Genomic DNA, 20,436 nt, shown 5'->3' with positions numbered 1-20,436 from the left:
AACAAAGTTTAGCACCGTTTACTATTCCAAAAAGTTACACCAACACGTTATAATTATAAGTACACTTAACCTATTATTTATATTGCTGATATTTCTTTAGGGGGGCTTTGAAATACTTCCTTCTAATCCCCTCTTAAATTTTTAGGTGGGGTTTCCACCATAAGGGACTTTTCGGGAGCTGACATTACCCATGTAATTTCATCATTTTTGTATATAAACTGTTGCCAGCCAATAGATAACGTCTTTAGGTTTTCTATGTTGTCTTGTCCGAAGGACTCCCTGAGAGATGCTCTGTCTGGCGCAAGTGTTAAGCGAAGCGTCACTTGTGCCCCTTTTCCATTTGCAAAAAAGCTTGGGGGAACCATTCTGGAATAACGGTTATGTGACGGAAACCACAGGAAAAATCTTAGAGAAGGCTTTGCAAAACTCTGACCGTCATCCTGAACTTTCTCATAGGGATCCCTCCCTAGTGTCGCAACCAGTAAATTAATTTAGTGTCAGGATCAATAAATCAATTTAATAGTCAACTTGAAAAGAGGCCACAAAAGCACAAAAACACAAATAATTTTGTGGTTTCGTGTTTTTGTGGCTACCTGATTGACTATACTTATTTAAAGATCGTAACACTAGGGGGATTCAGGATCTCCAGATACTGGCTATAAAGACGAATGGAGAATCTGAATCGAGTTCAGATTGACCAATAACCACGGTTTTGCAAAGCCCTCTCGTAATTACTCTCCAGAAATAAATTCGGACGCCTTTTATCCAATTCTCAACTCTCACTCTCCTTCATTTGCTCCAAGAGATTGTCAAACTTTTGATCAAATAATGTACGAATAGATTCCCGATCCTCATCCGATAACTTCACAATTCCCTGTGTATTTTTTACGGCTTGTTCCTCTGTTTTTATGCCGGGAATTACTGTTGACACCCCTTCAAAGCTCAAGATAAAACTCAAAGCCAGTTCTGTTTTAGTCACACCATATTTCTCTGTTAACGGCCAAACTTCTTCGAGAGCATCAAGCGAGGCTTCCAGGATGGGTGGTTTCAATCGAAAATATCGGTGATCATCCTCATCAAAACGGGTATCCTTATCGAATTTTCCGGTAAGCAGCCCAAACTGCAGGGGCATTCGTGCGATAATTCCCATTCCTCTTTTATCTGCTTGTTGAATAATCTCAAGACTTCGCTGATTGATAATATTCAAAACCACCTGTAAACCATGCCCTATATTTTTTTCAAAGATAAAATCAGCCTCAGGATAAGGATTATAAGTATTCAGAGAGACACCCCAATAACGAATTTTCCCGTCACTCTTCAGTTTCTCCATCGCCTCAATACATTCACCCTGTTCCAGATGATTCAGCTTTGCGGTGTGCAATTGATAAAAATCGATCACGTCTCTTTTTAAACGCTTTAAACTATTCTCGCAGGAATTCACAATATGCTCATAGGTGTAATCCACATAGATCGATTCGTCTTCATCCAGCCGATGCCCGACCTTGCTGGCAATAATCACATCTTTCTTATCACTAAAAACGTTACCGAGTAACTCCTCTGAGTGGCCAAGGCCATAAAAGTCAGCCGTATCATAGAAATTCACTCCGAGGTCATAGGCTTTTTCAAGAGCTTTAATGGATGTATCATCATCTACATCTCCCCAGCCGAGGGGAATATCACCGGCCATGGCCGGCCCGCCAATTCCCCATGTACCAAATCCCACTTCACTTACTTTCAGATCCGTATTGCCAAATTGCCTGTATTGCATAGTAACCACCGCTTTTTAATCGCATTGTATTTAAATCAATTTCGTCTGTGTATAATACAAATTTTAACAGGCTCACTGCATCCTGAAGTTAGAATATTTAAGATTATCAGATTATTCGTCAGCTACATGATTTCTGATATGTTTCATTCAAAAATTGTCAACAATCTATGCACTTATTGTGAAGTGTCCCCCTTTGAAGAGCCTGTCCCGACACTTCGGGAGGGCAATGGGGGATGATCAATCTCCCCTTGAGGGGAGTACGGCTTTAGCCGGGAGGGGTGTAATGCTTCAGAACCAAGACTTTGTCAATTCAAAACTCAGATAGTCATCCCCCCAGCTCACTCTGCTCGCTTTCCCCCTTCAAAGGGCTGACATTACCCATGTAATTTCAAATATGACTAATTTAGTCTATGTAAAGTATTGGTAATGCTTGACGTAAAGCTGTTAGGTATATTTTCGAAAAATATCCGTTTATCATTTTAAAAATAGATTTGCAATACGCTTTTTGAAAGATGAATAATAGGTGCTTCAACATCTATTCATTGCTGTTTTAGAGTTGATTTATTTTAGGGTCAGAACAACTCCGGCCTCGAAAGAATTGGCGGATTGAGGGAGCCTGAAGATCTGCGGAGACCTTTTATCATACCGGCTCTTAACGATGTTAACAAGCTATAAACGCGGTGGACCATTGATAAAAGGTAGCAGAGATTCAGTGACCGCCGCCAATTCTTTCACCGCCTTGAATTTTTGGTTCTTTTGTCCCGAAGCGTCGGGATGAACAAGGTGAACATTACGGTTGATAGCCTATTATTATGAATGATACTCAACCTTTCCAATAAACCTTGGTAAAGATATCATCTCAAAAATTGAGATTTTATGGGTAATGTCAGCTTCAAAGGGGGACTTTAATCTTTTCCGACCCAGAAGGTCGGGGAATTAAACCACTTAGGATTAAGAATTACTTTCCCTGTACATCATTTTTCTACATACACACTCTACCCTTCGTAGAAACCGAAAGTATTCGCCAAAAAACATGCGGGTAGGAATATCACCTCATCACGAGAAATACAACTTGTAAAAATTTTGGGCCAAAGAGTCGGCATCCCTTAGCAATTATGCTTAGTTTATCCCCGCAATAACTATGAATCAATCCAAGTTGAAAACCTGACATGTTCTATTCCATCTTTTTAATTCTTCACTCCCTTCTTCGCTGGTTTGTTTTAATCAGTTTAATCTATACAATGTTCCTGGCATACAAAGGGTGGTTTTCAAATCTTACATACACTCCTCGCCATGATAAAATTCGAAATATCACGGTTATCATTGTACACGTTCAGCTGCTTGTGGGCCTTGTACTCTATGGCATTAGCCCCGTCATAAGGCAACTCTTCAGTAATTTTGGTGAGGCTGTTCAGCAATCTGCCCTTCGGTTTTACGGAATGGAACACAGTATTTTAATGATCCTTGCGGTTGTCTTTATCACCATCGGTTCGGCCAAAGCCAAACGGCTTACAGAAGATGTGAAGAAATTTAAATCGATCGCCGTATGGTTCACCATCGGGCTGATACTCATCCTGATTACCATCCCCTGGCCGTTCTCTCCATTTGATGCACGTCCGTTATTCAGAATTTTTTAACGGCTGAGTTCAACCAATCGATTTAAAATGAAGCCACACTCTTTGTTTCCTTCAACTCATCAAAAAGAGAGTCATAACGATCAATCATCTGGCTCCAGTCCAGATGTTTGTTGATATTTTGAAGAGAGGCCTTGGGTAACGGTTTTGTCTCGCCAGTAAGTAAATTTTTCAGATTGCGAAACAGGTCGTCTTCGGTATCATACAAAACCGGGGCATGCAATAGTGGATTATGGAGACTCTCGGGAATTAGTTCGGGATAGTGTAATCGATTGGGAACCAGCGGATGACACCCACAGTAGATCGCTTCCATGATCGCCACACAGAAAAACTCGTATGTGGCCGTTGAAACTACGATATCTCCCGAGTGAAGAAGTTTGCTATACCTTTCAACATTTTCCACATAGCCAAAATGGGTGATCTGATCTCCAAACCGTTTCCATGCTTTTTCAAACTCTTCCGGTTTTTTGTGTTTAGTATCACCCGCTAAAATCAGATCAAACTCCAGGTCTATATCGTTCAGGCGGTTCAACACTTTAAAAAACATGGAGGGATTTCGATCAAACTGCCAACGTTGATTCCATACAATTACAGGTCGTTTATTGTTTTGCCGCGTATCTGGTTGTTGGTCAAAAACCGAAAGATCTAAACCGGGGTACATCACCTGGCTCTTTTCCTGGATCTTGTCCACCGTATTGTAATGTTTATCATCCGGAAAGTTCTCCAGGAACGTGGGTAACGCCTCCAAAAGATCATTCAGGTGAAACTTTGTTGAGAACAGAAGTTTATCAGCCGACAGCATACTCAGATAGTTGATATAGCAATAGGTTATATCACGATCTTCACCCTCCGGCATCGGCTGTGTAAGCTGATTTTCGTGCATAATCATCACTTTGGGCGTATGCGCAAAGCGGGGATTTGTAAGCGCAAGAAACGCCGGCAGGTTGGTCATACTACTCACCAACAAAAGATCAATATCTTCAACTATTTCGGCGGACATCTCTGCAAGTTTTACAGAATCGCCGTGCATACGCCATTTCCATCGTCGATAATCCAGTTTTATCGGGATGATATTGTGAGCTGAGTGTTCCTGAAGACCTTTCAAAAAAGCCCGGTGAGATCCGTTATAAAAAGGTTCAACTGCAAGTATATTCACGAAAAAACTCCTGTAGATGATCTGTTGAAAGTACCCCGAAATAAACGAGTCGAGAACTCAGAAGCAACTTTTTTATTTCGTATAACAGGAAAATTACCCGTTACTGGTTAACTCCATTCTATCTCCATCATCGAGATTGGGTACTAAACTAACCTACCACTTCTTCATTCCTGTTTTCTGCCTGCATTCATGGACTAAAGAGCCGGACAAGCTGTCCGGCGTACGTACAACGGGCAGCTTGCCCGTTACTAATGAACTCAATTTAATTGATAAGTGTAGAACAGAATGCCTGATTCTCGTTCAAAATCACACCCCCCGTTCGCTGCCATAACTCGAGCCTGTCGTGCCGGACAAGCTGTCCGGCGTACGTACAACGGGCAGCTTGCCCGTTACTAATGAACTCAATTTAATTGATAAGTGTAGAACAGGATGCCTGATTCTCGTTCAAAATCACAACCCCCGTTCACCGCCATAACTCAAGCCTGTCGTGCCGGACAAGCTGTCCGGCGTACGTACAACGGGCAGCTTGCCCGTTACTAATGAACTCAATTTAATTGATGAGTGTAGAACAGGATGCCTGATTCTCGTTCAAAATCACAACCCCCGTTCGCTGCCATAACTCGAGCCTGTCGTGCCGGACAAGCTGTCCGGCGTACGTTACCGAAACCGCCGCTTCATCTCATCCATAGACATGGTAACCAGTGTTGGTTTTTCAAGCGGATCGTGATAGGGTTCTTCACAGGCAAAAAGCTGATCGATCAACATCTCCATCTCTTGTTCGGTAAGTTTCTTTCCCCGCGGAATAGCCGTTCGAGATGCAAATGCAATAGCTACCCGTTTTCGGGCATCGAGGGATGGTTTTTTACTGAGCTCCCGGTACTGCTGAAGCATATCCCGGAGTACTGCTTTTTCGTCACCAATCTCAATATCCGCAGGAACACCATTGATAATCGCCGTATTTCCGCTCAATAGCTGGATGCTAAAACCCATTCGTTGAATAATAGGCAACAGCTCTTTCAGAAGTGAAAACTCAGTTGCATTTAATTCAACCGTTTGTGCAAAAAGCAGTTGCTGTGTTCCCGGTAATGACTCCTCCGTAGCGCTCATCGCCTTTTCAAAAATAATTCGTTTGTGAGCTGCATGCTGATCGATTACGCATAAGCCGGTCCGGGTTTGGGTTAAAATGTACCGGTTATGAAGCTGCCAGAAGCCTCTGTCACGCGACTGACTCTGATTTTTCGAAGAGTGTTTTTGATCTTCTTCAGTATAATCTCCTTCAGTATCTGTACCGCCATACAATCGCTCTGCCGATTCTTCTCCATCGATTCCGGATTTTCGAAAGTTAATCCTGGATGGGATGTTAATGGGGTTGGTTTGCCCCCCGTTTTTTCCTCGCTTATCGCTGCGATTATTGAATTGATCGAGCGAGAGATCAAAATCATTTTCAACCCGCTCAGACGTCTCGATATCCGGAACGGCAAAATATTCATTGATCGCTTTTTTAATGACAGATCGTGCCAACTGTATGATACTTCGCTCGTCATCAAATTTTACTTCCAGTTTGGCGGGATGCACGTTTACATCCACCTGGGTTGGATCAATCTCAAAATAGATCGCATAAAACGGATACTCATTCTGACGTGTCCATGTATCAAAAAGACTCAGAATAACATAGGTCAGGTATCGATGCTGAAAGGGCCGGCCGTTCACAAACAGAAACTGCTCTCCCCGGCTTTTTTTGGCCAGTTTTGGATCCACCAGCATGCCGTGAATTTTTACATAGCTGGTTTCCTCCTCGAAAGGAATCAGGCTGGCCTTGTACTGTTTCCCAAAAAGTGCAGGAATCCGTTCAGTCAGATCCTGTTTCGGAAGATGATACATCCGGTCGCCATCGGCATGCAGTTCGAACTCAATATTTGTATTGGCAAGTGCGCTGTTTTGAAACGCCTGGATGATATGCTTCAGCTCGGTTGCATCGGTTTTCAGGAATTGGCGGCGGGCCGGTACATTGTAGAACAGGTTTCGAACGGCAACGGAGGTTCCGTCATCTACTGCCACCGGCTCAAACCGTTTCTCTTCGCCACCCCATATTTCAAGAAGTGTTCCGGCATCATCTTCCACCCGCTTGGTCTTCATCTCAATCTGAGAGACGGACGCAATCGATGCCATCGCTTCTCCGCGAAATCCCATGGTTCGAACACGAAAGAGGTCATCAACCGATTCTATTTTTGATGTGGCATGCCGTTCGAAACAGAGCCGGGCATCCTCCTCCGACATTCCGCATCCGTTATCAACAACCTGGATAAGTGTACGGCCGGCCTGCAGAACAATCAGTTTGATGTGATCGGCTCCGGCATCAATGGCATTGTCGAGAAGTTCTTTCGCCACAGATGCGGGACGCTGAATAACCTCGCCGGCGGCAATTTTATTGGAAAGTTCGGGGGGCATGGTTCGAATAACCGACTGCCCAATTTCTCCTTGTTGATTCAAAAAACTTAATTCAAATTTTAGAGGTGATGCTTACAGAGCTGTAATGATCCAAATAACCATGATTAAGCCAACTGCATACAATACGACACGAATATTCTGAGCACGATGGCGCTTTCGTTTCGTTTCAAATTTCATTCGCTGCCTTCGCTTTTTCTCCTTCTCAGGATCATAGTACCGCGTTGGCATATCAAATTTTCTGGGTTTGGCCCTGAAGCCGAACATGGGTTTGAACATAGTACTCGGTTTTGGCTTTAAAACGACTCGGTTCAGAATATGTTTTAAAGATACAATTTGAGACACGGATTTTCAGTTTTTTTCAAGAAAAGTACAACGGGCAACCTGCCAGTTACTGATACACTCTTCTCATTCCATACACGTAGGTAAAGCTGCATGTTTATGGTATCGAACCATAACTCCCATTTCTGTCAATGACCACACGCCGAGGTGCCGGACAAGCTGTCCGGCGTACTGTACAACGGGCAGCTTGCCCGTTACTGATACACTTGTTTGCATCCCACTCTTTTTGATAATAGGACACGTCTATCGCGACAAATCGTACTTTCCCATTTTCCCAGACCACAGCTGAGTGCCGGACAAGCTGTCCGGCGTACGTACAACGGGCAGCTTGCCCGTTACTGAACATTTTTGCATTCACTTTGATAATGGACTGTTATCGTGACAAATCGTAATTTCCCATTTTTCCCAATGACCACAGGCCGAGGTGCCGGACAGGCTGTCCGGCGTACGTACAACGGGCAGCCTGCCCGTTACTGACCAACTCCATTCTATCAATATATGTGGATATGGATATACCTTTTTTGCTTTCAATCAGACAAAATCTAATATTAAATATTTCAGAAAACGAAGAGCCAGTATTTTGGAATACTACAAGAGAAAACTACCACATTGGCAAATTTCCGGAGCCGAATATTTTGTCACGTTCCGTTTAGCAGGTTCCCTGCCCGTCCAGGTTGTCAAGGATTTACAACAAATGAGAAAACGGCATCATCAAGCGATATCAGAAAATCCAGACAATAAAAAGGAACTTCAAAAAAAGCTTGAATCAAAATTTTTTAAAAAATATGAAGACCTGTTAGACAACAGCAGCACAGGGCCAAGATGGTTACAAAAACCGGAAATTGCTGAAATCATCAAAGAGTCCATTCATTTTCGAGATAAGCGAAAATACGATTTGTATGCATACTGTATCATGAGTAATCATGTCCATATTGTTTTTCGCCACCTTCAAAAAGATCACGAAGAAAATATTGAGCACACACTCCCGCCCGTCACCAGAATTCTAAAGAATTTGAAATCTTATTCAGCTCTTCAGGCAAATAAAGCACTGGATAGAAATGGTGCCTTTTGGCACTCTGAAAGTTATGATCATCTGATCAGAAATAACTCAGAACTGGAAAATATGATTCGTTATACAATATACAATCCTGTTAAAGCTAAGTTGGTTAAGAGATGGCAGGATTGGGAACATACATATTGTAAGGCTGAATTTTTGGGAGATTTCTAAATGCACAACAGGCAGCCTGCACATGACTGCTCCATTCGATTGGATCCATCTTTTTTTGAGTAATGGAACATATTCATTGTGGTAAATCTTAATTTCACAGCTTTCCAGTTATCACAGATTTGAGGCCGGACAAGCTGTCCGGCGTACTGTACAACGGGCAGCCTGCCCGTTACTGATACACTTGCTTGCATCCCACTCTTTTTGATAATGGGACACGTTTATCGCGACTAATCTTATTTCCCATTTTTCCCGATGACCACAGCGGGTGCCGGACAGCTGTCCGGCGTACTAACGGGCAGCTGCCGTTACTGATACACTTGTATCATCACGATAAGGCATGTTACGGACAACCTACTTCCATTTCTGCCAATGACCACAGGCCGAGGTGCCGGACAAGCTGTCCGGCGTACGTACAACGGGCAGCTTGCCCGTTACTGATACACTTGTTTGCATCCACTCTTTTTGATAATAGGACACGTTTATCGCGACAAATCGTAATTTCCCATTTTTCCCAATGACCACAGGCTGAGGTGCCGGACAAGCTGTCCGGCGTACATTTAATAACAAATCCAATCTAAATTCATTATTTTACTTTATTGAAAATGCTAACCCAAAATTAATGACTAAATCGAATGAGTTTTGAAAAATTAGATAAACCTTCTGTTGGCTCCGTCATCAAGAAAAATGAAGACGGATCCCTTATTGTCGGAGACGATCCGATTATACCGTTTATTGAAGGCGACGGTATTGGAATTGACATATCACCCACCATGAAACACGTTGTAGACAGCGCTGTTGAAAAAGCCTATAACGGAAAGAAAAAAATTAACTGGTTTGAAGTGTACGCCGGCGAAAAAGCCGTAGAAGAATATGGCGATGATACATGGCTGCCCGAAGATACATTAACCGCTTTCCGGGAATATCTTGTAGGAATTAAGGGACCGCTGACTACACCTGTTGGCGGAGGTATTCGTTCACTGAATGTAGCAATCCGCCAAAAACTGGACCTGTTCGCATGTGTTCGACCTGTGAAATATTACACCGGTACTCCTTCACCTGTAAAACATCCGGAAAAAACCGATATGGTCATCTTTCGGGAAAACACCGAAGATATCTACGCGGGAATTGAGTACCAGACAGGAACAGCTGAAAACAAAAAACTGAAAGATTTTTTGATTGATGAACTTGGTGTTACAAGCATCCGTTTCCCGGAAACATCATCTTTGGGAATCAAGCCGATCTCTATTGAGGGATCTAAACGGCTGGTTCGTTCTGCGATCAATTATGCTATTGAAGAAGGACGCGAGAGCGTGACCTTGGTTCATAAAGGAAACATTATGAAATTTACCGAGGGGAGCTTCAAAAACTGGGGATATGAAGTTGCCAGAGAAGAGTTCGATGCCGAAGTGATTGGCGAGGGCCCCTGGTGTAAACTGCCGAATGGTATCGTAATCAAAGATGTAATTGCCGATGCATTCTTGCAGCAAATACTCACGCGACCGGATGAGTACGATGTAATCGCAACCATGAACCTGAATGGTGATTACGTGTCTGATGCCCTTGCAGCTTGTGTTGGCGGAATCGGAATCGCGCCGGGTGCTAACATCAATTATAATTCCGGGATTGCCGTTTTTGAAGCAACACACGGAACGGCTCCAAAATATACTGGTCAGGATAAAGTTAATCCCGGTTCTCTGATTCTCTCCGCTGTAATGATGCTTCGTTACATGGGCTGGAAAGAAGCGGCTGACCTGATTGAGAAAGGAATCGAAAAAGCGATCAGCAACAAACGCGTAACCTACGATTTCGAACGTCTCATGGATGATGCAACACTCCTGAAATGTTCAGAATTTGGCGAAGAGATCGTAAAAGGAATGTAATTTATTCCGTACCACAAACAGAAAAAGGAGACAGCCAAAAGGTTGCCTCCTTTTTTTATTTCTTTATTTACGTTTTCGTAATGAATCTCCCCTCTTGAGAGGGGACAGATGTTGAAGCGTTCAGCGTAAACATCAGCGGTGTGTCTACGTGAATTCAGCTATGATAATTTTTCAATTGATGTAATGAACACACCCCTAAATCCCCTCTCAAGAGGGGACTTCCTATTAAATATGCCGATTCACAATATTCTCCAGCAGTTCCTGCTTGCCGCTAATTACCTCAGGCTCGCCTGATTCAATAGCAAACGTTCTAAGTTCCTCGAGAGACAGATTCCCTTCTTCAAATAACTTGCCATTTCCTTCATCAAAGGATGAATAACGTCCATACCGGATCTCTTTGAAGTCGGAATCATTCATAATTTTATCAGCAGTGATTAATGCTCTTGCAAAAGTATCCATTCCACCGATATGGGCATGGAAAAGATCGTCCAGATCGGTTGAATTTCGGCGGATTTTTGCATCAAAATTGAAACCACCGGGTGCAATTCCACCATTCTCCAGAACCACAATCATCGCTTCGGTGGCATCATAAAGATCGGTTGGAAAGTAGTCGGTATCCCAGCCATTTTGAGCATCTCCCCGGTTGGCATCAATACTTCCGAGCAAACCTCGTTCCGCCGCAATTGCCAAATCATGTGCAAAACTGTGGCTGGCAAGGGTGGCATGGTTGGCTTCAATATTCAGTTTAAAATCGTCCAGTAGATCCTGCTCTCGCAAAAATCCAATGACGGTTGCGGAATCAAAATCGTACTGTTGCTTTGTGGGCTCCATCGGTTTCGGCTCAATCAGGAAGTTCCCTTCAAACCCGATCTTTCGTCCATAGTCGCGGGCTGAACGCAGAAATTCACCAAGGTGATCTTGTTCGCGTTTTAGTTGTGTATTCAGCAATTTCATGTATCCTTCGCGTCCGCCCCAGAATACATAGTTTTCGCCATCCAGTTCTACAGTGGCATCGAGGGCGGCTTTTACCTGTGCGGCGGCGTGGCAAACCACATCAAAATCGGGATTGGTTGCGGCCCCGTTCATATATCGCGGATGGCTGAACAGATTTGCTGTTCCCCACAACAACTTCACACCTGTATCTTCCTGGTACTTTTTGGCTTTTGAAACCAGTTCAATAAGGTTTTTTTCTGAGTCGTGAATCGTCACCCCTTCCGGTGCCAAATCACGATCATGAAAACAGTAGTAGGGCGTTCCCAGTTTGGTAAAAAATTCAAATGCAGCATCCAGGCGAAACTTGGCGTTATCTACCGGATCGCTGCTTTTGTCCCAGGGAAATGTTCTTGTTCCCACTCCAAACGGATCACTATTCTCATTACAAAATGAATGCCAGTAGGCCACAGCAAACCGGAAATGTTCCTTCATGGTTTTACCGGCTACTTTTTTCGATTCATCATAATACCGAAATGCCAGGTGGTTATCCGTATCCGGCCCTTCATATTCAATTTTATCGATCGATGGAAAATATTCTTCGCTCATCAGTTTGTGTTTATAGTTTTGATTGTAATGTTTGAACCCAATTGTAATACCTTTGCCGGTATCGATTCATTTTCTCTTCATTGGGTGAAACGGTTTCGATTTGTTTAAGTCCCTCAAATGCTTCTTCAATAGAGTTATAAACGCCAGCACCAACACCAGCTCCTCGTGCAGCACCCTGGGCTCCATCCGTATTGTACAATTCTAATGTAGCTCCGGTGGTATTTACAAATGCTTCTCTGAATACAGGACTCAAAAACATGTTGGCATGCCCGGCTTTTACAGTTTTACATTCAATTCCGGTTTTCTCCATAATTTGCAAACCATAGTAGAGAGAGAATACAATTCCCTCCTGAGCTGCCCGAAACATATGGGCTTTGGTATGCCGGTGAAAATCAATTCCACTAAAATGCGCACCTAAATTTTGATCTTCTAAAACCCGCTCCGCGCCATTTCCAAATGGCAAGACGTTTAATCCTTCTGATCCGATCTCAATCTGTGCTGCCATTTCATTCATCTCATCATAAGAAAGATCGTCATCAGCTAACTGTTTTTTGTTCCAGCTGTTTAGAATTCCGGTCCCATTAATACAAAGTAACATCCCATAGCGCTCTTTTTGCTCTTCATGATTCACATGAATAAACGTATTTACTCTCGATTTTGGATCCGTCACCGGTTTATCAATCACTCCATAAATCACACCGGACGTTCCCGCTGTAGCCGCAACTTCACCGGGATCGATAACATTTAAGGAAAACGCATTATTGGGTTGATCTCCCGCCCTGTAGGATACCGGCGTACCGGCTTTTAAACTTAATTCAGCAGCAGCAGATTCACTTAAAGTCCCGTGATCATCAAACGAATTATAAGCTTTGGGAAGCAGATCTGCTGAAATTCCATAGTGCTCTAATAACGACTGAGCCAGATCATGTTGACTATAATCCCAGAAAATTCCTTCGGAAAGGCCCGATTTTGTAGTACAAACTTCTCCAGTCAGTTTCATCCCGATATAATCACCGGGAAGCATAATTTTCCAGATTTTCTTGTAGATTTTCGGCTCATTATCCTTCACCCATTTCAACTTCGATGCAGTGAAATTTCCCGGCGAATTCAGGTAATTCTCCAGGCAAAAATCTTCCCCCAAATCCTGAAAAGCCTCACGCCCGATCGATGCAGCCCGGCTGTCACACCAAATTATAGATGATCGGAGTACATTTTTATCTTTATCTACTGCAACCAATCCATGCATTTGGTATGATATCCCGATACCAGCTACATCTTCTTTGTTAAACTTATTTGAGGCGAGCAGCTGCTGTGTTATTGATTTTATCTGCTCCCACCAAACCTCTGGATCCTGCTCTGCCATGCCTGGTTGTGGAGAGTGCATAGACATCTCTTTATCGGGAGCGGAAGCAGAGGCGATTAAATCGCCATCATCAGCATCAATAACAGAACCTTTTACAAATGAACTTCCAACATCAAATCCTAATAATACTTTCTTACTCATATAAGGCAGACTAAATTGATTTACTAAATTTCAGCAATTTTAACCCGGATTATGCACCAAGAAATTTGGTTGTGCACAAGGCGAAGAGGAAATGGTGACGGAAGGGTACCTGAGTACCCTGAGTAAAGCTTTTCAACTTCAACGCAGTGCACGGGCAAATTTCGTAGCCATTTGCCACAACACTCAAAATTGAGCTACCATCATTTCCCGATACATGTAATAATATCAGTGTCTTAACGCATTTTTTATACTTTTTCGTGAATAATTCGGGTTAAACTGCTGTTGCATTGAAAAATGCGGGTTCCTTTTATCATTTACAAAAAAGACTCTAAAAAGCTTTTACGTGATTAAAACCTTCAAAATTCATACGGTCCTGTCACCAGGGATCGATTTGCGGGAATAGTTTGGGCGTACAGAAATACAGTCAGAACTGGAGCATCTTTGGAGAGTGCATGGTTATTTTTTCATTCAATTGATAAACGTGTTACAAAACTCTTCTGGCGCCGAGGTAACGGGTTGCCCAATAGCGGTCTCCAATATTGGAAATCATCACTCCCGATGAAACCGAAGCATGCAGAAAGTCTCCATCCCCTACCGAGATACCCACATGCAATGATCTTCGTCCGGTTTTAAAAAAGATAAGGTCACCGGTTTTGATTGATCTCCTTCGAATGCTGGCCCCCTCCTGCAGTTGATTACGGGTGTGTCTTGGAAGATCTAAATCGAAAAAGTCACGAAAAACTTGCTGAGTAAATGCTGAACAATCGATTCCATTACTGGTTTCTCCTCCATATCTGTAGGGAGTTCCCTTCCATTGCTGATGCGCATTTTGCAACTGTTTTTGAATACTGGTGATATTCTCATACGAAGAGGAGATGTTCATTGCCGCAGGTGGAGATTCTTCACTTTTTTGCTGAACTTCAGATTTATTCTGTGAGGTTGATCCCTCTTCAGGCGATTCAGAAGAGATCGTTCTTTTTTGGATACCGCAGCCCGTAAGGTAAAAACAGAGCACGCCCAACAGCATAAATAAAACTGTCTTTTGAGATGGGAACGAGTTAAACATTTTTACGGGGATATTGTATCTTCAGGATGATAATGTCTTAAATATTCTCAATAATTTTGATTTCTGAAAGTAAAAATTTTCAATGCAGTTACTTGTAAATATTGACCATGTTGCCACATTGCGTAACGCTCGAGGTGAAGGATACCCTGATCCGGTTGAAGCCGCTTCTGTTTGTGAGAAAGCCGGTGCTGCCGGCATCGTTTTTCATCTTCGTCATGACCGGCGCCATATTCGTGATGAAGATGTCTACCAACTGAATAAAACGGTGCAGGGAACATTAGATTTTGAAATGGCTGCATCTGATGAGATGATCGAAATCTGTACAGATGTAAAACCACACCTCTGTACATTAGTGCCCGAAGGGCGCGAAGAACTCACAACTGAGGGCGGACTGGATATGAAGGTTGTGTACGATGACTTTAAAAACCGTGTATTCCCCGCATTTGAGGGGACCGGGATTAAGATCAGCCTCTTTCTGGATCCAAATCCGGAGGATATTGAATTAGCCCACAAACTTGGCACAGATGCCATTGAATTGCACACAGGCACTTTTGCGAATGCTCCAAATAAAGAAATTCAACAAACCGAACTTGCACGCCTGGCAAAAGCCGCTGATTTAACTCACGATTTGGGAATGACTGTAAATGCCGGTCACGGTTTAAACCTCGAGAATTTACCGCTCTTGATTGAACATGTCTCACATCTCGAGGATATATCCATTGGGCATGCCCTCATTTCAAAATCAGTTTTCTGGGGGCTGGAGCGAACCGTTAAAGAATATTTAAAAATTATGAATAAGTGATTTCCCCTCTTGGGAAGGGAGAGTGAAGACACTATGGCGAAGCCGTTCGTGTCAAACTCGGGGTGGGTTCCTGACTATCAAGCTTGGATTTCGCATAGTACCTGAATCAACGAAACACACCCCTGATCCTCACTCAAGAATCAGAAAATAAAAATGGCGCAAGTGTCTCACTTGTGCCCCTCATTAAATCAAACTCGAGCACAAGCGAGACGCTTGCGCTATCTTAGTTTTTAACAAATAAAAAATTTGACTGAACAACCTCACAAATCCGGTTATGCAGCCATCATCGGGAAACCGAATGCTGGAAAATCTACACTTATGAATCGGATTCTCGGCAGCAAGATCTCCATTACAACTCACAAAGCCCAGACTACTCGTCACCAGGTGGTGGGAATCTATTCGGATGATAATACTCAAATTATATTCCTGGATACGCCGGGAGTAATTACTCCAAAATATGAGTTGCAGCGGGCAATGATGAATACCGTCAACCGCGCGCGGGCCGATGCAGATGTGCTCCTGTTTATTTTTGACCCCACTGACAAATATCCAACCCATGAAGTGATTGAACTGCTTAAATCGATCAATAAGCCAACGATCCTGGTAGTAAACAAAATGGATCGGGTGAAGAATAAAACCGGCGAACTGAAAGCCGATGAAATTGAAGATAAACTGAGTATCTCATCCACACATTTTGTATCTGCACTGAACGGTGAAGGCATAACAGAACTGCTGGAAGATATTCGATCACACCTTCAACCTGGCCCGCCTTTCTACCCAAAAGAAGACTTAAGTGAACATCCTGTCCGGTTTTTTGTCTCCGAATTGATTCGCGAACAACTCTATCTGCAATTCCAACAGGAGATTCCATACTCATGCACAGTGGATATTGTCTCATATGATGCAGATATCGACATTGACAGAATTTCTGCGAATATCATCGTCAATCGAAAATCACAAAAAGGAATGCTGATTGGGAAAGGCGGCAAAGCTATTAAAAAGCTGGGTATCGAGGCTCGAAAAGCTATTCAGGAGTTTATTGGCAAAAAAGTATTTCTCGATCTCCACGTAAAAGTACGCGAAAAATGGAGAGAAGATGAAAATTGGGTGAGGAACTTGGGGTATTAGATCATTCAATTTGGGTATCCCTAACTGATTCAAGTTTGCACCGTAAGGGATCTCTTTGAGGTAACCTGGACCAGCGTCGCACGAATTACACACCCGCGATAGTGTAGCAACCAGTAAATTCATATAGTGCCAGGATCAATAAATAAATCTAATAGAGCACTTGAAAAGAGGCCACAAAAGCACAAATAATTTTGTGATTTCGTGTTTTTGTGGCTACATGAATTACTATACTTTTTTAAAGATTGTAACATTACTCAGGGGGTACCAAAGAATGGGGTGCAAGAGCAATTCATGAATTGACCTTAAACGTTCATCAATCGAAAATATCAACAGCAAGCAGCAGCCGGTGTATCATCACCCGTTTCAGATGCAACCGGTGTCTCCCCGCAATCGAACGCACCATAGTGTACCGACCGGTCGCCGGTTACCGTAAAGTGATCTTTGAACCGGGTCTCTCCTACCATAGCCGCCGTATTTCCACAAACAAGCATCGGCTTTCCTGTGTAAAACGTATGATGATCATCCAGGTCAAAACTGTGCGGATGGTTCTCAATTGTACCATGATAGGTGGCTACCTGTCCGTAATCCTCACATATATCTTCTAATGAATCCAACTTAAAAGCTCGAATTGTAATGGAATAAAAATTAATCATTCCCACTTTTTGCTCAATCTCTTCATTTTCAATATCAATTCTACTGCTGGTCAGCATTCGATAATCGGGGCACCCAATCTCTTTAAGCATTCTTCTGAAATCTTCCGTGTACATTGCACCAGATAAACATTCCCCATACAGAACAGGATCTTCTTTGAGGTGCTCCGGTATCCGCCGATCTGCAAAGACATCAGAAAAATACAACTCGCCGCCCGGTTTAAGAACACGGAAAATTTCACTGTATACGGATCTTTTATCAGGAGATAGATTAATCACACAGTTAGAGATCACTACATCTACGGAATTATCCTCAATACCAAGTTCATTCAGATTTTCTATGTACCCCTTTTTAAACTCAATATTTGGTTCACTGAATCCAAAATTTTCCATCTGTTGATCCAGATTTCGATTTGCCACATCCAGTTGTTCATCCGTCATATCTACCCCGATGACCCGACCTTCGGCACCCACCAGCTTCGAGACAAGGTATGAATCACGGCCGCTTCCACATCCCAAATCTAAAACTGTCTTGCCCGCCAATTCATCCGGTATTGGTGATCCACAACCGTAAAACCGGTCTAAAATATCATCCTCAATTAACTCAAAGATTTTTTTGTATCGGGAAGGAACTGAATCCGTCGTACAACAGGCGGTGGTTTTCAGGTCTTTTGTACCTTGCAGCACTTTACCATAATACTCTTTTACACTGTGTGAAATGGTTCCGTTAACGGCTGTCATAAATTGTTCGATATTTAGATTGAGGATTTCACAAGAACGTACGTAAAATCACTGTAAATCAGATGGGATCGAAAAAAATGTTATAATTTCGTTAGAGATCTGTTTACGAATCGGTATAAGAAATTGAATAGATATGCCCCTGGAAAAAATCGTTGATAAACAAACGGCCGTCCGGTCCCTCCGTAATATCGATCGGATTTGCTAAACCATCAAACTGGTAGATTAGAAAATCCATCCAATCTTTGTCATTTAACACTTCGCCATTTTCAACATCAACAATTTGAATTCTGCTTGCCGTAATGTAATTCAGTCCCCTCTGTAAGTTTTGCTGAAATAATGTAATTTCTCTGTTAGCGGAGATACATTACCTTTTGAAGACAGCTATCGAAAATCGACCAGTATCTGATTTTCGCAGAATCTATCCATTGACCAGGAAACAGGTGGAAATGTTGAATATCTGAACCGATTGGAAATCATCACAAAAAACCGTTTTAAGATTCGGATTGCAGCCTTTTTGAATAGTGAGAAAAAAATCTTGCAACTGTAGACAATTCTAACGTATTATTCGGTGATGAAAAATTTGAACCAAAATATAATTTCACTCTTCTGCAAAATGTGTTTTTGTTGTTGTAGCACATAATGCAGAGGGACCTCAAATTTTTCAAAGAAATTTAAAAGCCCTCTGGTAGCCAGCAGGGCTTTTTTGTTAACCGCAAACCGCGGATGAGTTCTTTAAAAAATTGAATTCTTATCCAGAAAGGTGGAGGGACAGGCCCTGAGAAACCTTAGCAACCGTTTCGATAGTTTCTATCGAAAGTCAGGTGCTAAATCCTGCCCAATTCGATCTTGCATCGAGTTTGGGAAAGATAAGACGATAAGGCATATAGTAAGTAAAAGCCTCTTCTGAACATCTTTCCCAAAGGGACGGATATTCGGAAGAGGCTTTTTTTGTTTGATGAACATCTCCCTTTGAAGGGAGACAGAGTTTCTCAATTGTTCTTGAGAAACTCAGAGGGATGTTCGCGATTGACAAAGTCATCCCCCTCGATCAGCTACAAATACTTGCAGCTGATCTTACCCCTTCAAAGGGGGACTAAATACAGACCTTCAATTAACATTAATTCATAACTACAAATAACATGAGTAACAACGGAGAAGAAAAAAACTACAAATTCGAAACACTGCAACTACATGCAGGGCAAGAACCCGATCCAACCACGGGGTCACGGGCAGTACCGATCTATCAAACCACGTCTTACGAGTTTGATGATGCCGATCATGCTGCTGATCTCTTTGCATTAAAAGAGTTTGGCAATATTTATACCCGCATCATGAATCCAACAACCGACGTTTTTGAACAACGAATGGCTGCGTTGGAAGGAGGAGCTGCAGCCGTTGCTACAGCTTCAGGTCAGTCTGCACAATTCCTGGCGGTTACAAATCTTGCCCAGGCAGGAGACAATATCGTATCCACGCAAAATCTTTATGGTGGAACGTATAACCAATTTAAGGTTACTCTGCCAAGGCTCGGTATTGACGTTAAATTTTCAGCAGATGATTCACCGGAATCATTTGATAATTTAATTGATGATAATACCAAAGCACTATATGTAGAATCCATTGGGAACCCTCGTGGAAATGTACCTGATTTTGATGGTATTTCTGCTGTAGCCAAAAAACATGGTATTGCACTCATTGTAGATAATACATTTGGTGCGGCAGGTTCTATTGCCCGTCCCATCGATCACGGAGCAAATGTTGTCGTTCAGTCTGCTAGCAAATGGATTGGCGGCCACGGAACCAGCATCGGCGGAGTCATTGTTGATGCCGGGAATTTCAACTGGGGCAAATGGCAACTACCCACTGTTTACGGAACCTTCTCCATCTTATCACGGATTGAACTTCTGGGAAGTTTTTGGTGAAGACGGACCGTTCGGAAACATCGCTTTTGCGATCCGTGCCCGTGTTGACGGATCTGCGGATGTTGGACCGGCTCCTTCCCCATTCAACAGTTTCCTGTTGCTTCAAGGATTGGAAACCTCTTATCTCCGGATTGAGCGTCATAACGAAAACGCTCTGACACTTGCCAAATGGCTCCAGGAAAATGAAAATGTCTCGTGGGTTAGCTACACTGGCCTGCCTGATCATCCTTCTCACGAAAATGCCAAGAAATACCTCCAGGAAGGTAAATTCGGATCTGTCTTTACATTTGGTGTAGAAGGCGGTTACGATGCAGCACGCTCGTTTATTGAAGGTGTCGAGCTCTCAAGCCACCTTGCAAATGTGGGTGATGCTAAAACACTGGTAATCCACCCTGCTTCTACAACTCATCAGCAACTTTCTGAAGAAGAACAAGCTGCAAGTGGTGTGAAGCAAGATCTCGTTCGGGTTTCTGTGGGTATTGAACATATCGATGACATCATCGGAGACTTTGAACAAGCGTTTAAAAACGTATAAACAACAACTTAAATAAAAAAAGCAGGACTCCGGGCGGGAGTCCTGCTGCTAATTAACAGTATGCTGTATCCTTTTTAGGGATCCGGCATACACTTT

17 protein-coding genes and 1 riboswitch are annotated in these 20,436 nt (G+C 42.8%); of the genes, 7 read left to right on the top strand and 10 right to left on the bottom strand.

Annotated elements, in window-relative coordinates:
* Nucleotides 1–772 precede the first annotated feature (772 nt).
* Complete coding sequence (locus U5K72_08295; protein MDZ7718799.1) at nt 773–1,768, bottom strand: aldo/keto reductase; 996 nt, start codon at nt 1,766–1,768, stop codon at nt 773–775.
* Between the two features lie 1,169 nt (nt 1,769–2,937).
* Between U5K72_08295 and U5K72_08290 the strand changes: the two genes are divergently transcribed.
* Nucleotides 2,938–3,405: a cytochrome B gene (locus U5K72_08290; GenBank protein MDZ7718798.1), complete on the top strand. Its 468-nt coding sequence runs from the start codon at nt 2,938–2,940 to the stop codon at nt 3,403–3,405.
* A 22-nt stretch (nt 3,406–3,427) separates the two neighbouring features.
* On the opposite strand, the gene U5K72_08285 is transcribed toward U5K72_08290, so the two are convergent.
* The 4 genes from U5K72_08285 to U5K72_08270 form a co-directional block, all read right to left on the bottom strand.
* The gene (locus tag U5K72_08285) at nt 3,428–4,558 is read right to left on the bottom strand and encodes a DUF3524 domain-containing protein (GenBank protein ID MDZ7718797.1); all 1,131 of its coding nucleotides are present in this window, start codon (nt 4,556–4,558) and stop codon (nt 3,428–3,430) included.
* Nucleotides 4,559–5,215: 657 nt separating this feature from the next.
* Complete coding sequence (gene mutL, locus U5K72_08280) at nt 5,216–7,048, bottom strand: DNA mismatch repair endonuclease MutL (GenBank protein MDZ7718796.1); 1,833 nt, start codon at nt 7,046–7,048, stop codon at nt 5,216–5,218.
* Nucleotides 7,049–7,078: 30 nt separating this feature from the next.
* Nucleotides 7,079–7,234, bottom strand: a complete 156-nt coding sequence (locus U5K72_08275) for a hypothetical protein (protein ID MDZ7718795.1) — start codon at nt 7,232–7,234, stop codon at nt 7,079–7,081.
* A gap of 208 nt (nt 7,235–7,442) precedes the next feature.
* Nucleotides 7,443–7,703 (bottom strand): hypothetical protein, encoded by a 261-nt coding sequence (locus tag U5K72_08270; GenBank protein ID MDZ7718794.1) that lies wholly within the window; start codon nt 7,701–7,703, stop codon nt 7,443–7,445.
* Nucleotides 7,704–7,769: 66 nt separating this feature from the next.
* Between U5K72_08270 and U5K72_08265 the strand changes: the two genes are divergently transcribed.
* Nucleotides 7,770–8,573 carry a transposase gene (locus U5K72_08265; protein ID MDZ7718793.1) on the top strand — a complete coding sequence of 268 codons (804 nt, stop codon included), beginning with the start codon at nt 7,770–7,772 and terminating at the stop codon, nt 8,571–8,573.
* A 632-nt stretch (nt 8,574–9,205) separates the two neighbouring features.
* Complete coding sequence (gene icd / locus U5K72_08260) at nt 9,206–10,453, top strand: NADP-dependent isocitrate dehydrogenase (GenBank protein MDZ7718792.1); 1,248 nt, start codon at nt 9,206–9,208, stop codon at nt 10,451–10,453.
* A gap of 225 nt (nt 10,454–10,678) precedes the next feature.
* Here the strand turns inward: icd and xylA are convergent, their stop codons facing one another.
* From xylA to U5K72_08245, 3 genes are all read right to left on the bottom strand, one after another.
* Nucleotides 10,679–11,992, bottom strand: a complete 1,314-nt coding sequence (xylA, locus tag U5K72_08255; protein MDZ7718791.1) for a xylose isomerase — start codon at nt 11,990–11,992, stop codon at nt 10,679–10,681.
* A gap of 10 nt (nt 11,993–12,002) precedes the next feature.
* On the bottom strand, nt 12,003–13,496 hold the full coding sequence (locus U5K72_08250; protein MDZ7718790.1) for an FGGY family carbohydrate kinase: 1,494 nt from the start codon (nt 13,494–13,496) through the stop codon (nt 12,003–12,005).
* Between the two features lie 484 nt (nt 13,497–13,980).
* Entirely contained in the window at nt 13,981–14,523 is a 543-nt protein-coding gene (locus U5K72_08245) for an NlpC/P60 family protein (GenBank protein MDZ7718789.1), read from the bottom strand.
* Nucleotides 14,524–14,644: 121 nt separating this feature from the next.
* Between U5K72_08245 and U5K72_08240 the strand changes: the two genes are divergently transcribed.
* Nucleotides 14,645–15,364, top strand: coding sequence for a pyridoxine 5'-phosphate synthase (locus U5K72_08240; protein MDZ7718788.1), 720 nt, complete (start codon nt 14,645–14,647; stop codon nt 15,362–15,364).
* Nucleotides 15,365–15,610: 246 nt separating this feature from the next.
* Nucleotides 15,611–16,492 carry a GTPase Era gene (gene era, locus U5K72_08235; protein MDZ7718787.1) on the top strand — a complete coding sequence of 294 codons (882 nt, stop codon included), beginning with the start codon at nt 15,611–15,613 and terminating at the stop codon, nt 16,490–16,492.
* Nucleotides 16,493–16,818: 326 nt separating this feature from the next.
* Here the strand turns inward: era and U5K72_08230 are convergent, their stop codons facing one another.
* Both U5K72_08230 and U5K72_08225 read right to left on the bottom strand, forming a co-directional pair.
* Complete coding sequence (locus U5K72_08230; GenBank protein ID MDZ7718786.1) at nt 16,819–17,883, bottom strand: methyltransferase domain-containing protein; 1,065 nt, start codon at nt 17,881–17,883, stop codon at nt 16,819–16,821.
* 103 nt (nt 17,884–17,986) lie between these two features.
* A complete protein-coding gene (locus U5K72_08225; protein ID MDZ7718785.1) occupies nt 17,987–18,118 on the bottom strand; it encodes a hypothetical protein in 132 nt (43 codons plus the stop codon).
* A gap of 510 nt (nt 18,119–18,628) precedes the next feature.
* Nucleotides 18,629–18,756, top strand: a riboswitch (SAM riboswitch).
* A 266-nt stretch (nt 18,757–19,022) separates the two neighbouring features.
* On the opposite strand from U5K72_08225, the gene U5K72_08220 reads away from it, so the two are divergent.
* Nucleotides 19,023–19,805 (top strand): aminotransferase class I/II-fold pyridoxal phosphate-dependent enzyme, encoded by a 783-nt coding sequence (locus U5K72_08220; protein MDZ7718784.1) that lies wholly within the window; start codon nt 19,023–19,025, stop codon nt 19,803–19,805.
* The gene (locus U5K72_08215; protein MDZ7718783.1) at nt 19,780–20,340 is read left to right on the top strand and encodes a PLP-dependent transferase; all 561 of its coding nucleotides are present in this window, start codon (nt 19,780–19,782) and stop codon (nt 20,338–20,340) included. The genes U5K72_08220 and U5K72_08215 overlap by 26 nt, the downstream gene beginning before the upstream one ends.
* Nucleotides 20,341–20,436 lie beyond the last annotated feature (96 nt).

The sequence above is a fragment of the Balneolaceae bacterium genome (genome assembly GCA_034521495.1).
Taxonomy (GTDB): Bacteria; Bacteroidota; Rhodothermia; order Balneolales; family Balneolaceae; genus Rhodohalobacter.
This window is presented reverse-complemented; position numbering and strand designations above follow the sequence as displayed.

Coding starts and splice junctions, on each gene's coding strand:
- U5K72_08295 (MDZ7718799.1), bottom strand. CDS start 1,768: ATGCAATACAGGCAATTTGGCAATACGGATCTGAAAGTAAGTGAAGTG.
- U5K72_08290 (MDZ7718798.1), top strand. CDS start 2,938: ATGTTCTATTCCATCTTTTTAATTCTTCACTCCCTTCTTCGCTGGTTT.
- U5K72_08275 (MDZ7718795.1), bottom strand. CDS start 7,234: ATGCCAACGCGGTACTATGATCCTGAGAAGGAGAAAAAGCGAAGGCAG.
- icd (MDZ7718792.1), top strand. CDS start 9,206: ATGAGTTTTGAAAAATTAGATAAACCTTCTGTTGGCTCCGTCATCAAG.
- xylA (MDZ7718791.1), bottom strand. CDS start 11,992: ATGAGCGAAGAATATTTTCCATCGATCGATAAAATTGAATATGAAGGG.
- U5K72_08250 (MDZ7718790.1), bottom strand. CDS start 13,496: ATGAGTAAGAAAGTATTATTAGGATTTGATGTTGGAAGTTCATTTGTA.
- U5K72_08245 (MDZ7718789.1), bottom strand. CDS start 14,523: ATGCTGTTGGGCGTGCTCTGTTTTTACCTTACGGGCTGCGGTATCCAA.
- U5K72_08240 (MDZ7718788.1), top strand. CDS start 14,645: ATGCAGTTACTTGTAAATATTGACCATGTTGCCACATTGCGTAACGCT.
- U5K72_08230 (MDZ7718786.1), bottom strand. CDS start 17,883: ATGACAGCCGTTAACGGAACCATTTCACACAGTGTAAAAGAGTATTAT.
- U5K72_08225 (MDZ7718785.1), bottom strand. CDS start 18,118: ATGGATTTTCTAATCTACCAGTTTGATGGTTTAGCAAATCCGATCGAT.
- U5K72_08220 (MDZ7718784.1), top strand. CDS start 19,023: ATGAGTAACAACGGAGAAGAAAAAAACTACAAATTCGAAACACTGCAA.